This window comes from Roseomonas sp. F4, from assembly GCF_053891155.1.
In genome coordinates this window covers 676,815-688,955 of record NZ_JBSSHK010000003.1, presented here as the reverse complement: position 1 = coordinate 688,955, position 12,141 = coordinate 676,815, and the positions used below count along the sequence as shown (strand labels likewise).

At 67.4% G+C, this 12,141-nt stretch carries 13 protein-coding genes; 1 reads left to right on the top strand and 12 read right to left on the bottom strand.

Going from position 1 to position 12,141, the window contains the following annotated elements:
- Positions 1-5: 5 nt before the first annotated feature.
- The 12 genes from ACVFYP_RS15540 to ACVFYP_RS15485 form a co-directional block, all read right to left on the bottom strand.
- Positions 6-443 carry a YqaA family protein gene (locus tag ACVFYP_RS15540; RefSeq protein WP_499201096.1) on the bottom strand — a complete coding sequence of 146 codons (438 nt, stop codon included), beginning with the start codon at positions 441-443 and terminating at the stop codon, positions 6-8.
- A 114-nt stretch (positions 444-557) separates the two neighbouring features.
- Positions 558-1,631, bottom strand: coding sequence for a photosynthetic reaction center cytochrome PufC (pufC, locus tag ACVFYP_RS15535; protein WP_499201095.1), 1,074 nt, complete (start codon positions 1,629-1,631; stop codon positions 558-560).
- Complete coding sequence (gene pufM, locus ACVFYP_RS15530) at positions 1,628-2,623, bottom strand: photosynthetic reaction center subunit M (protein ID WP_499201094.1); 996 nt, start codon at positions 2,621-2,623, stop codon at positions 1,628-1,630. Before pufM ends, pufC begins: the two co-directional genes overlap by 4 nt.
- Positions 2,624-2,644: 21 nt before the next feature.
- The gene (gene pufL, locus ACVFYP_RS15525) at positions 2,645-3,469 is read right to left on the bottom strand and encodes a photosynthetic reaction center subunit L (RefSeq protein WP_499201093.1); all 825 of its coding nucleotides are present in this window, start codon (positions 3,467-3,469) and stop codon (positions 2,645-2,647) included.
- Between the two features lie 119 nt (positions 3,470-3,588).
- Positions 3,589-3,774, bottom strand: a complete 186-nt coding sequence (pufA, locus tag ACVFYP_RS15520; RefSeq protein ID WP_499201092.1) for a light-harvesting antenna LH1, alpha subunit — start codon at positions 3,772-3,774, stop codon at positions 3,589-3,591.
- 36 nt (positions 3,775-3,810) lie between these two features.
- Positions 3,811-3,990: a hypothetical protein gene (locus ACVFYP_RS15515; protein WP_168034689.1), complete on the bottom strand. Its 180-nt coding sequence runs from the start codon at positions 3,988-3,990 to the stop codon at positions 3,811-3,813.
- A gap of 139 nt (positions 3,991-4,129) precedes the next feature.
- A complete protein-coding gene (gene bchZ / locus ACVFYP_RS15510) occupies positions 4,130-5,590 on the bottom strand; it encodes a chlorophyllide a reductase subunit Z (protein ID WP_499201091.1) in 1,461 nt (486 codons plus the stop codon).
- Positions 5,591-5,593: 3 nt separating this feature from the next.
- A complete protein-coding gene (bchY, locus tag ACVFYP_RS15505; protein ID WP_499201090.1) occupies positions 5,594-7,075 on the bottom strand; it encodes a chlorophyllide a reductase subunit Y in 1,482 nt (493 codons plus the stop codon).
- Between the two features lie 3 nt (positions 7,076-7,078).
- A complete protein-coding gene (locus tag ACVFYP_RS15500) occupies positions 7,079-8,050 on the bottom strand; it encodes a chlorophyllide a reductase iron protein subunit X (RefSeq protein WP_499201089.1) in 972 nt (323 codons plus the stop codon).
- A 41-nt stretch (positions 8,051-8,091) separates the two neighbouring features.
- Positions 8,092-9,021 (bottom strand): chlorophyll synthesis pathway protein BchC, encoded by a 930-nt coding sequence (gene bchC, locus ACVFYP_RS15495; protein WP_499201088.1) that lies wholly within the window; start codon positions 9,019-9,021, stop codon positions 8,092-8,094.
- A gap of 78 nt (positions 9,022-9,099) precedes the next feature.
- Entirely contained in the window at positions 9,100-10,122 is a 1,023-nt protein-coding gene (locus ACVFYP_RS15490) for a methyltransferase (protein WP_499201087.1), read from the bottom strand.
- A gap of 125 nt (positions 10,123-10,247) precedes the next feature.
- On the bottom strand, positions 10,248-11,120 hold the full coding sequence (locus ACVFYP_RS15485) for a polyprenyl synthetase family protein (RefSeq protein WP_499201086.1): 873 nt from the start codon (positions 11,118-11,120) through the stop codon (positions 10,248-10,250).
- Between the two features lie 214 nt (positions 11,121-11,334).
- On the opposite strand from ACVFYP_RS15485, the gene ACVFYP_RS15480 reads away from it, so the two are divergent.
- Positions 11,335-12,135 (top strand): DUF2189 domain-containing protein, encoded by an 801-nt coding sequence (locus ACVFYP_RS15480; RefSeq protein ID WP_499201085.1) that lies wholly within the window; start codon positions 11,335-11,337, stop codon positions 12,133-12,135.
- Positions 12,136-12,141 lie beyond the last annotated feature (6 nt).

Here is a 12,141-nt window from a genome sequence, read left to right as displayed (position 1 = left end):
CCTGTTCAGGTGAAACCCAGCGTGACCAGCGCCAGCACCACATAGCGCCCCGTCTTGGCGAGGGCGACCAGCAGCAGAAATCGCCCAAAAGGCTCGCGCAAGACGCCGGCGGCGAGTGTCAGCGGGTCGCCGATGATCGGTGCCCAGCTCAGCAGCAGCGACCAATGCCCCCATTTTCGATACCAGCCGCTGGCGCGTTCCAGCGCCGCAGGCTTCACCGGAAACCAGCGGCGATCCTGCCAGCGGATGAGCTGCCGGCCCAGCAGCCAGTTCACCACGGAGCCCAGCGTATTGCCCGCGCTGGCCACCAGCACCAGCAGCCAGGCGGGGTGCTCCCCCAGCAGCAGCAGCGCCACCAGCACCGGTTCCGACTGCATGGGCAGCAGGCTGGCAGCGCCCAGCGCCACCACGAACAATCCGAGCAATTCCAGCAGGGGCGACATGCAGGTCTTCATGCCGCATGCGCGCCGTCCTGGGAATGCGGCAAGGCCGGCCACGCATCGCTGCGAGACCGGCCTGCCCGTTTCCGCGCACGCCCACCGGGGCGGCGCTGGCGATCACTGTGGCGTGGCCGAGGCGGCGCGCAACGGCCCTTGGCTCACCAGCCCCAGCTCGGGATAGTCTTGCAGCATCGGTGCGCCATAGAAGGGCCGGTTGGCGCCCTGATGGCAGGTGGCGCAGTTCACCTTCAGCGCATCGCCCGCGACACCGAGCCGCGGCATATGCGGCCCTTCCGCCGGACCACGCGGATTGGCAGCCCAGAGCGGCGTCAGTGGCACGACATAGGCGTTGTTCAGATCCCGCACCATGCGGATGCCATGCCAGGCATTCAACCGAGCCGGCGGGCTGGCGGACCAGTTCGCGAAGGACCGGCTGTTGTGACAGAAGGTGCAGTTCACGCCGAGGCTTTCGGACATATGCATCATCAGCGCATAGGTCCATTCCGTGCCCATGATATTGGCCTGGTTGCCCGCCGGATGCGATGCCGTGCTGATCACACGGATCTCATTGTCCTGAAGCAGGAAGGGCGTGAAGGGCTCGCCGGGCAGGGAGCTGTCATTGGCCACAGCCGACGGGTGGTTCTGCCCGCGCGGCGCCTGCAAGCCATTCTGCGCCAGGGGCACCGAGGCCCAGACCTCCGCCGGAACCGGGCGGCCACGGTGGCAGGTGTAGCAGGTGACGCCGGTGGTACCCACATGGGGTGTCCAATCCGCGTTGATATGCCGCGTCATCTGCAACATGCGGCGCGACACCACCTTGGTGTAGATCTCGTCGGAGGCCATGTTCTCCACATTGTGGCAATAGGCGCAGCCCTGTTCCGGCGCGATCCATTCGGTCATCGCCTGCATGATACGACCGAACTGCGCGACGCTGAGCTCGCCCAGGACCTGGACGTTCTCATAGATCTCGCGGGCCTTCTCACCCTCCGTATCCGCGGCCTCCGGCGCTTCCGGAATGCGGTTGGCGGCGAGGCGCACGGCCTGCGTGCGCGGATTCACCACCTGCTCCATCGCCACACCGCGGAAGCCCACCTGCGTGGCGCGAACCGGCGGACGTTCGAAGGTCATCAGCACGATCACGACGCAGAGCGCTGCGGCGAAGACCAGGCCAACCCGTGCCGTGAGGCTCATCGCGGTGCTCCCGTCGTCAGGGCGGGGTCGAGGACCGGGGCCCAAAGCTGCGGATAGGCCGGTGCGAAATGGCGTTCCACGGCCCAGAGGTACCAATTGTCCACCACGGTGCCCGTCAGCAGGATGCCGATGCCGCCAGTCAGCGGGCAGAGCACGGCGAACCACCAGGCCCAGCGATGGATGCTTTCGAAGCTGGCGTTGAAGCCCATGCACCAGCGCCAGAACAGCGCACCGCGTTCCGCCGCCGTGCCGCGATCCAGCACCAGCTCGATCTCCCGCTCACCGCCGTAGCGACCGAGCGCCAGGATGGTCGCGCCGTGCATCGCGAAAAGCAGCGTCGAGCCATAGAGGAACACGATCGAAAGCGCGTGGAACGGATTGTAGAACAGGTTGCCGTAGCGGATGGAGAATGCGGCGGTCCAGTCGAGATGCGGGAAGATGCCGAAGGGCACCGCCTCGCTCCAGGACCCCATCAGCACGGGGCGGATGAAGCCGAGCACCAGGTACAGCCAGATCGCGGCGGCGAAGGCCCAGGCCACATGAGTGCCCATGCCGAGCGCCCTGGCGCGGCGATAGGTACGTGCCCACCACAGCAGAATGGATACCGTCAGGCAGAAGCCCGCGACAATCCACCAGCCACCCTCCCGCAATGGCGGGATGCGCAGCCCATACTCCGCTGACGGCGGTTCCAGCGCCAGCCAGAAGAGCTGCCGGACGAACTGCACGGGATTCCAGTTCACCGAGGCCAGCATGTTCAGCCCGATGATCTCGAAGGCGATGAAGCCGAAGACCAGGGACAGAACGCCAAGCGTGCCGAGATAGACCGGGCCGATCTGCGCATCACCGATGCGACCGAACAGGTGGACGAAGCCGCCCCGTCCTTCGCGAACAGTGTTGCCGACGATGAGCTGGCCATCGCCCATCGGTGTGCCGGGATAGGGCGCTGGGCCCCGGACCTGCACGCGGGTGAAGAGGTTCTGATATTCAGGCATCTGCGTTTCTCCCCTTCCCCGTCAGCGCCAGATCGGCAGGTTGAGCCACCAGCCCCACCATTCGGGCCAGCCGCGCGTCCAGAACGGTCCGCTGATGACGATGCACACGGCACTCCAGAACCCGGCCGACAGCGCCAGGAAAAGGCCGAGGCGGTGGATGCCGAGCGTGCCGATCGAGTAGCCGATCAGGTCACGGAAATAGGTGTTCTCATGTTCCGCGGTCTTCACCACCTCGCCCTTGGCGGGGTTCAAGGCCGACAGAACCAGGCCACCATGCATCGACAGCGCCAGAGTCGTGGTGAAGAAGAAGGTCACCGCGATCATATGCGCCGGGTTGTAGTGGAAATGCAGATGCTGGTAGCCGACGTTCGAGACCCAATCGAGATGGCTGAAGATGCCGTAGGGAAATCCATGCCCCCAGGCGCCCATCAGCACGGGCCGAATGACAACAAGCGTGATATAGGCGAACACCGCGACGCCATAGGCGATCGGGATGTGATAGCCCATGCCGAGCTTGCGTGAGATTTCCGCCTGGCGCAGCGCCCAGGACACGAAGGCGCCGATGGCGCAAACCGTGATCGCCTGCCACAACCCACCCTGCGCCATGGGCGCGAGACGCAGACCGTAGCTGAGATCTGGCGGCGCAATGTTGATGAGCCACGGGTTGAAGGTACCGCCCATCGCCGCGCCCATCAGGATCAGGCCGACACCGATGAAGGTGAAGAAGGCCGTGGTCACCCCGAAGAACCCAACCCAGAACGGGCCTATCCAGAAATCGAAGAGGTCGCCGCCCACCAGGGTGCCCCCGCGGACGCGATATTTCCGCTCGAAAGTCAGTATCGCCATCGCATGACGCTCCCAAATGGGCGGGCTGCGTAGTACCCGCCTGTGACACCGTCCCGGGCAGCGGGTGGGATCTGCACTGCCAACCCCACCCGCGACCCGACAACGCCGTCTTCGCCCTGCTAGCGCAGGGTTCCGACCGGTTGCCCCGGGGTGAAGGTCGCCGGCGTCGCGCACCAGCCCCAGTGGTCGCAATAACGGGGCGAACTGAGCACCACGATGTGCAGCAGCCCCGACACGGCGATCACGCCGACCATCGCCAGGAACAGCGATCGCCGCGGGTCCACCACCATCCAGATCTTATGCATTGTCTTTGTCTCCTCTCTCTCGCAGGGTCTGGCGCCTCAGAAGAAGCGCCAATCCGGCGGGACGATCTGGTTGCCGTAAACCAGCGGCCGCCACAGCCACACCAGGATATGCGCGCCCATCGAGGCGAAGACGGAGAAAGCCCAACCCTGGATCAACAGGGAATGGATCTCTCGCGCCTCGCCTTCGGTCAGGCCGGTCTTCGAACCTTCGGCCATCAACTTGACCTCCAACTGGCCTTTCGGCCGCCACCGCGCTGATCCCGCGCGGCTGGGATGGACTTGGCGGGATACCGCCGAAGCCGATCCGCAAACCGCTTGGCGCGGCTGGCGGGATCGGAAGGATGCAGGGGCCGCATCACGCGACGCCCTCCGCAACTTGATGCGCGACGAGGTCGCCCAGTTCGCGCTGCACGCGTTCGCGCAGGATGCGCGGCTCGCCCGCTGCGCGGGCGGCGCGTTCCACCGCCTCCCGCAGACGCTTGGCGGCGGAGATGCGCAGCAGGAAGGGCTCCGCCTCGACATGCGCATCGAGCAAGGCGACGGCATCGTCTTCCCAGGTCTCAGCGGCACGCGCGGGCGTGGGTTCGACGCGGTCTAGATCGGTGCCGAGGGGGATCATGTGGAACAGCGCATCGAACAGCGCGTTGCAATATTCCTGCACGATATAGGTCGCGCCGGCATAGCCCATGAAGGGCGTACCGGTGGCCCGGCGGATGATCGCACCCGGGAAGCTGGCTGGGATGTACATGGCACGAGACTTCAGCTCCGCCGCATACATGCGCTCGTTGAAGCTGCCAAAGAGCACAAGTGGCGGCGACTTCTTCATCGCCTCGCGCACCGCCGCATTGTCCGGCTTCTCGCCGGGCTTGCGGCTGAAGGCGAAGGCGCAGGGCACGCCCATCTCCTCGCCAAGGAAACGCTGCAAACCACGTGCGTAGGTATCCGTCGCGACGACTGCGAAGCTGGCGCTTGCGAAAAAGTCCTGGGTGACACTGCGCCACAGGTCCCAGATCGGCTTGATGGTGGTGTGCTTCTCCCGCTCAATGAAGGGTTCGGGGTCGAGGCCCGTCATCTCACCCAGCTTGCGCAGGAAGTTGGTGGTGGCGAACAGGCCCATCGGCGCGCGCAGCCAGGGGCGTTCCAGCTCCTCACAGAGCTTCTGGCCGAATTCGCGATACATGCAGATGTTCACATCCGCATCCGGCAGCTTGGCGATGTCCTCGACATGGCTTCCGAGCGGGAAGACCAAGTTCACCTCGCAGCCGATGCCTTCCACCAGGCGGCGGATCTCGGCGAGATCGGAGGGCATGTTGAAGGTGCCGTAGATGGGACCGATGATGTTGACACGCGGCGTCGGCCCGAGCTTCGGGTTGCGTGCGCGCATCTTGCGGCCGCGGGCGCCAAATTCGGTCCAGAGCCACATGATGGCGCGATCAGCCGCCTGCCACTGATCCTCGTCGATGGTGCGGCAGATGAAGCGCTGCAGGTTGCTGCCCTGCGGCGTCACGCCGCCGCCGATCATCTCGGCGATGGAGCCGGTGACGACCACGGCCGGCAACTCGCGGTCCTGCGTGCCGGCGGCGCGGCGCATGGAATCCTCGGTGCCGTTCTTGGACAGGCTGTCCTCATCGAGCCCCGTCACCACCACCGGCAGTTCATGCGGCGGCAGCGCATCGGTGTAGTGCAGCACGGCGGTGACCGGCAGGTTCTCGCAGCCAACGGGGCCGTCGATGACCACCCGCAATCCGCGCACGGCGGAGAAGGCGTAGATCGCGCCCCAATAGCCGCCAGCCCTGTCGTGATCGAGGACGAGCATGATTCAGGTTCCCACCGATTCTTCGGCTTTCGCCTTGGCGGCCTGGATCTTGCGCTGGCGTTCCCGGAAGCCCGGCGGGTCCACCGGCTTGTCGCGGAAGCCGTAGCCTGCGCCATCCGGCGTGCCGACGCCCTCGAAGAAGCTGACCATGCGGCTGAAACGTTCGCGCCCCTTGGTCTGCGCGGCGACGATGCTGGCCATGGAGCCTGCACCCGCCGCGCCGAAGAGCGGCCGCGCGGAGACCATATTGGTGAAATAGAGCGCGGGGATGCCGAGCTCCTTCGCCTTCTGCACCAGCGGCGTGGTGCCCAGCGCGAGATCGGGCTTCACCTCCCGCATCGCCGCCATGTCCTGTTCCAGGCTGGCGCGGTACTGCACATGCGTGCCGCGCGCCTCCAGCCATTCGCGGTCGGCGTCGGACCATTCGGTGTGCGGGCAGGCCGTGCCGACATAGGGCACCTCGGCACCCGCCTCGACCATCAGCCGCGCCACCAGCAGTTCGGAGCCTTCGTAGCCGGAGACGGTGATGCGCGCGGCGATCGGCGCGGCTTCCAGCGCCGCCTTGATCGCCGGCAGCGCGCGTGCCTTGGCCGCGTCGAGCTGCGCCGCAGTGGTACCCGTGGCGCGCGCAATGGCGTCCAGCCAGGCCGCCGTTCCGTCGTACCCCACGGGGCCGGAGCCCACGACAGGTCGACCAGCGGCACGGAATTCGCGGATGCTGGCGGTGTAGAAGGGATGGACAGCGGCGGCCACTTCGCAATCGAGTGCTGCATAGAGGTCGCGCCATTCGCGCGCTGGCGTCTGAGGCGCCACCGTCAGCCCCATCGGGGCGAGCATGGCACCCACACCCATCGGGTCCGCCGGGAACAGCTCGCCGATCAGCGCGACGGTCCGCTCGCCATCGACCATCTGCCGCGGCCGCGCCACGGGACCGGCCTCGGCCTCACCACGGGCATAGCGCAGCATGGCGCCGGCCAGCACATCCTTGGCCTCCGCATGCGTCGGCACACCAAAGCCCGGCACGTCGATGCCGATGATGCGCACGCCGTTGATCTGCTTCGGCAGCAAGTCCAAGGGCACGCCGGAGGCGGTGGGTACGCAGAGATTTATGATGACGACGGCGTCGTAGTCTTCCGGCTTCGCCGTCTCCGTCACCGCATCCCGGATATCCTCGAACAGTTTCCCGGTGACCAGCGTCTCGCTGTTGAAGGGCACGTAGCCCACCGTGCGCCGGGCGCCGTAGAAGTGGCTGGTGAATGTCAGGCCATAGACGCAGCAGGCGCTGCCCGACAAAATGGTCGCGGTGCGCCGCATCCGCAGCCCCACGCGCAGCGATCCGAAGGCCGGGCACATGCTCTGCGGCTGGTCATGCGGGCCACGCGGGTAGTTCTTCGTCAGCTCGTCCATGACCAGAGACTTGCCTGCGGCGCGCGCGGCGGCCTCTAATGTCTCACGGCCTCCGTGGCAGGCGGCGGTCTCGGTCATGACTCAGGCGCCCTCATAGACGACTTCGAGGGACGGCTTGTTCAGCACCTCGGCGCCGCACATGTCCTCCATCGTCGCCGGGTCCAGCACCACACCGCGGCCAACCGCATCGCCCTTGAACAAGTTCAGCAGGTTCTCGTGCGTCAGCGGATAGGGCCGCATCGGCGGTGCGCCGGCGACCTGCAAGGCGAGTTCCTCGAAGACGCTGGCCCATTGGCCGCCGGGCACGCCAACGATCTCATAATTCGCCGACTTGCGGCGGATGTCGTCATCGGCGGGGATGGCAGCCAGCACCGGAATGCCGACTTCCTTGGCGAAGGCCGCGGCCTCGCCGGTGCCGTCATCCTTGTTGATGACCATGCCGGCCACGCCGACATTGCCACCGAGCTTCTTGAAGTATTCCACCGCGCTGCAGACGTTGTTCGCCACGTAGAGCGACTGCAGGTCGTTGGAGCCAACCACGATCACCTTCTGGCACATGTCCCGTGCGATCGGCAGGCCGAAGCCGCCGCAGACCACATCGCCCAGGAAGTCGAGCAGGACGTAGTCGAAATCCCACTGATGAAAGCCGAGCTTCTCCAGCAGTTCGAAGCCGTGGATGATGCCGCGCCCGCCGCAGCCGCGGCCCACTTCCGGCCCGCCGAGCTCCATGGCGAAGACGCCGTCGCGCTTGAAGCAGACATCGCCGATCTTCACCGCCTCACCCGCCGCCTTCTTCTTCGACGAGGTCTCGATGATGGTGGGCACGGAGCGGCCACCGAACAGCAGGCTGGTGGTATCCGACTTCGGATCGCAGCCGATCAGCAGCACGCGCTTGCCCTGCTGCGCCATCATGTAGCTGAGATTCGCCAGCGTGAAGGACTTGCCGATACCACCCTTGCCGTAGATGGCGATGATCTGCGTTTCCTTCTTCACAGGCCCCGTCGCCACCGCATCCGGCTCCTGCTCCGCTTCCGCGCGCAGCGCATCTGCCATGCTTTGTTGGGCCGAGGCCACGTGCAAACCGGTCTGTGCGTTCATGAGCATGCTCTCCAGTCCAAAATCATCTTGAGGCACGCGGGGTCGTTGAAGGCGGTGCGGTAGGCATCGGGCGCGGCCTGTGCGTCACGCCGATGCGTGATCAGCCCGTCCAGCGAAAGCCGCCCGGCATCGAGCAAGGCGCGCACGGCCACCAGATCCGGCGTCTTCCATTCGGCCGCCACGCGGATACGGGCCTCGCGCATGAAGGCGGGCGGAAAGGCGAAGCTCAGCGGCGCGCTGTAGAAGCCGGCGAGGACGATCTCGCCGCCCGGCGCCAGGCGCTGCACCAGGCTGTCCAGAAGGCCACTGTCACCGCTGACATCGCAGATGCTGCGATAGTCGCGCCGGCTGTCATTCTCCGGCGTCAGCACGCTGTAGCCTTCGGCGCCATCGGCACGCACCGGATTGGTTTCCCACACCGTGGGCGTTCCACCCGCCGCCACCACCAGCCGCGCCAGCAGCCTGCCGAGCACGCCATGGCCGATAATCAGTTCGGGCAGTTCCGCGGCGATGGCGTGTTGCGCGGTGGCCGCCAGCGCCATCAGCACGCCTGTCTCACCCATCGCATCATCGATCTGCACGGCACGCGTCGCCGGAAGTACCAGCCGCGACGCGGCCCCGCCGAACAAGCCGCGCACGTCGCCGAAGCAGCGCGCACCCGGCACGAAGACGCTTGCACCGACAGGCAATCCCGCGCCGGGCATCGCCTCGATCACGCGGCCCACGGATTCGTAGCCAGGCACCAGCGGGTAACCCATGCCCGGGAAGGTGGGCATGCGGCCGGACCACAGCAGACGCTCGGTGCCGGTGCTGATGCCGCTCCAGTCCACATCCACCACCACGTCGCCCGCAACGGGCGGCGAGAGTTCGAGGCGGCTCAGAACGAGGCGTTCCGGCGCTTCCAGCACGACAGCCGTGGTGTCCACCTTGGCACCGCTCCCTTTCGTTACGTGTCAGCCTAGCCTGACGTATAGCTATGTCAAGCTAAACTGACACTCGAAACGTCATGCGGCGCTGACATCCGCAATCAGCACGCGCGCCAGCAGCGGCGTCGGTGTCGGCAGGGCGCGGCTCCGGGCGAAACCGGCCTCGCTGAGCATCGCCTGCAGCGCCTCGGCACGGCGTGGCCGGCCGCGCCCCATGGCGAGCAGGTAGAAACCGAAATAGGCCTCGCCCATCGGCTCCGCGCCCGGCGTGCCGGCCATCGGCTCGGCGATCAGCAGCCGTCCACCAGCCGGCAGGGCGGCCCGCGCACTGCGCAGAAGATGCATCACCACCTTGTCGTCATGATCGTGCAGCACGCGCACGAAGCTGATGAGGTCGGCGCCCCGCGGCAGCGAATCGGCGGTGAAATCCCCCCCGAACACGCTTGACCGCGCGCCAAAACCCCGTGTGGCCAGACGCACCTGGCCGCGCGCCGCCACCGGCGGCAAATCGAACAGCATCAGGCGCAGATCGGGCGCGCTGGGCGCCACCTCCGCGAGGAAGGCGCCCTCTCCGCCGCCGACATCCAGCAGCGCGCGATGGCGGCGAAAATCATAGGCGGCCAGAACCTCCGCCGCGACCATCGGCTGTGATGCCGCCATCAGACCGGAATAGTCGGCCACCTGCGTGCCTTGCAGCGCGGCAGGCGCCTCCGCGCCGGCATAAGCCCAGTAGCCGGAAAGCGCATTGCCACCGCGCTCGCGTCGCAGCAGCGCCACCGGGTCGGCGAGGTCGGCGTAGAGCAGCGCATGATGGTCCACCATGGCGGCGATGCCGGGATTGCCGATCATCGCCGCACCAAGCGGCCCCAGAACCCAGCGCCCATCGGCGCGACGATGCGTGAGCTCCAGCGAGGCCGCGGCTTCCAGAAGGCGTGTCGTGGCCTCCGGCGTCAGCGCCAGACGATGCGCCAGCGCGGACTCGCTGGCCGGCGCCTCATGCAGGATCTCGAACAGGTTGAGGCGCACGCAGGCGGTCAGCACCTGCGCATAGACAAAGCCGGCGCAGATATCGAACAGCTGGCGCGCCCGGCGTCGTGCCATCGGGCGTGTCAGGGGAAAGCGCGCAGCCCAGGCGCGAAAGCGTGGATCGGCCGTGACTGCCTCCCGCCACCCGCGCAGGCGGTCGAGCAGGCCGGCGCTGACCGGCACCGAGGGCGAGACGGTTTTCACGCCGCCAGGGTGGCGAGCTTTTGCGGCACCAGCCGCTTCACCTCCGCCAGCATCAACCTGCGCAGCGCGGCCTGGCCTCGGCAGCAGGGCACCGCGGCCACGGCCTGGTCGGACAAGGCGCGCAGCCGCGCCACCGCGCCTTCCAACCCGAATTCCGCCACGGCGCTCGGCCGGCCTAAGGCCTTGTCGACACCCACCGGCTTGCCGAGCGTCTCCGCATCCTCCACCGCGTCGCGCAGGTCGTCGGCCACCTGATAGGCCTCCCCCAGCCGGTCACCGAGCAGGCGCCAGGACTCGGGCTCGGCATGGCCCGCGGCGGTGGCGCCGGCGATGGTCGCGGCGGCGAAAAGGCTGCCGGTCTTCTGGCGCTGATATTCGGAAAGATCGGCGCGCGGCTCACATTCCCAGGCCTGGCCCGCGACGATGCCGAAGGGCACGCCGACGCCATCGCCCACAGCCAGCAGCAACGGCCCCAGCCGCTCGGGCGCTGCCGGCGCGGCCCGCGCCAGGGTCTGGAAGGCCAGCACGATCAGCGCATCTCCGGCCAGCACCGCCAGCGGTTCGCCAAAGGCGCGGTGTACGCTGGGCTTGCCCCGCCGCGTTGCGGCATCGTCAAAGCAGGGCAGGTCGTCATGCACCAGGCTGGCGCAGTGCAGCAGCTCAATCGCGGCCGCGGCGGCGGAGGAGAAGGCCGGGCGGTCATCGCCACAGGCCGCGGCCACCGCCAGGGTCAGCCGCGGGCGAATGCGCCCGCCGCGTGGAAACACGGCATGTCGCAACGCGGCGGCGAGGCGCAGCGGGGCGCCAGCGGCCTCCGCGTAAAGCACGGCATCCGCCAGGCTGGATTCGATGCGCGATACGGCATCCATGGGAGCTCTCCCCGACCTGTGCCCGGCTTGATTGTCATCCCGGCTTGTCAGTCGTGACTGTCATCTTTTCTTGACACACAAGTCAACCATCAATCGATCACGCGGGCTTGAGAGGGCGCGCGCCACTGTCATGCATAGATGACAATCGCGGGGTCCATGCCGGACATCGCCGGCACCGGGCCGTCCGCGGAACCCAGATAGGGGGAAGCGAACGATGGCTGAGGTCTTGACCACCACCCACGCCTTGCGAGAGGCCGCCCCGGCCCTTCGCCGCATCGGCCTGCCCGACCTGGCCACGGCGCTGCGGCGCGGCTGGGCGGATTTCCTCGCGGCGCCGACGCAGCTGATGTTCCTCTGCGTGCTGTATCCCCTAATCGGACTTGTGGCCGCGACGCTGGCCGCGGGCGGGGAGGTGATGCACCTCTTCTACCCGATGGCCACCGGCTTCGCCCTCATCGGTCCCATTGCCGCGCTCGGCCTTTACGAAATCAGCCGCAGACGCGAGGCCGGGCTGCCCGCCCGCTGGTCCGACGTCTTCACCGTGCTGCGCGCGCCGTCCCTGCCCGCGATCCTGCTGCTCGGCCTGATGCTGGTCGGGCTGTTCCTCGGCTGGATCTGGGCGGCGCATGCGATCCATGCCGCCACGCTCGGCATGCTGGCCCCGGAAGGGACTGGCGCGCAGGCCCTGCTGGGACAGGTCTTCGGCACGGCGGAAGGCCGGCGCATGCTGCTGCTGGGCCATGTGGTGGGTCTGGGCTTCGCGGCTGCGGTGCTGGCACTGACGGTGGTGTCCTTCCCGCTGCTGCTGGACCGGCCAAACACCGGCCTCGGAGAGGCGGTCGGAACGTCGCTGCGGGCGGTGGCCATGAACCCGGTGCCGATGGCGGCCTGGGGTCTGATCGTCGCCGTGCTGCTGCTGCTCGGATCGCTGCCGCTGTTCATCGGGCTTGCTGTGGTCCTGCCGGTGCTGGGCCACGCAACCTGGCATCTCTACCGCCTGGTGGTGGCGCGCTGAAGGCGG

Bases quoted from the DNA above. Each gene is read 5' to 3' on its own strand.
- ACVFYP_RS15480 (WP_499201085.1), top strand. From the start codon at position 11,335: ATGGCTGAGGTCTTGACCACCACCCACGCCTTGCGAGAGGCCGCCCCG.
- ACVFYP_RS15540 (WP_499201096.1), bottom strand. From the start codon at position 443: ATGTCGCCCCTGCTGGAATTGCTCGGATTGTTCGTGGTGGCGCTGGGC.
- ACVFYP_RS15485 (WP_499201086.1), bottom strand. From the start codon at position 11,120: ATGGATGCCGTATCGCGCATCGAATCCAGCCTGGCGGATGCCGTGCTT.
- pufA (WP_499201092.1), bottom strand. From the start codon at position 3,774: ATGCATAAGATCTGGATGGTGGTGGACCCGCGGCGATCGCTGTTCCTG.
- pufC (WP_499201095.1), bottom strand. From the start codon at position 1,631: ATGAGCCTCACGGCACGGGTTGGCCTGGTCTTCGCCGCAGCGCTCTGC.
- ACVFYP_RS15500 (WP_499201089.1), bottom strand. From the start codon at position 8,050: ATGGCAGATGCGCTGCGCGCGGAAGCGGAGCAGGAGCCGGATGCGGTG.
- bchZ (WP_499201091.1), bottom strand. From the start codon at position 5,590: ATGCTCGTCCTCGATCACGACAGGGCTGGCGGCTATTGGGGCGCGATC.
- pufL (WP_499201093.1), bottom strand. From the start codon at position 3,469: ATGGCGATACTGACTTTCGAGCGGAAATATCGCGTCCGCGGGGGCACC.
- bchY (WP_499201090.1), bottom strand. From the start codon at position 7,075: ATGACCGAGACCGCCGCCTGCCACGGAGGCCGTGAGACATTAGAGGCC.
- ACVFYP_RS15490 (WP_499201087.1), bottom strand. From the start codon at position 10,122: ATGGCACGACGCCGGGCGCGCCAGCTGTTCGATATCTGCGCCGGCTTT.
- ACVFYP_RS15515 (WP_168034689.1), bottom strand. From the start codon at position 3,990: ATGGCCGAAGGTTCGAAGACCGGCCTGACCGAAGGCGAGGCGCGAGAG.
- pufM (WP_499201094.1), bottom strand. From the start codon at position 2,623: ATGCCTGAATATCAGAACCTCTTCACCCGCGTGCAGGTCCGGGGCCCA.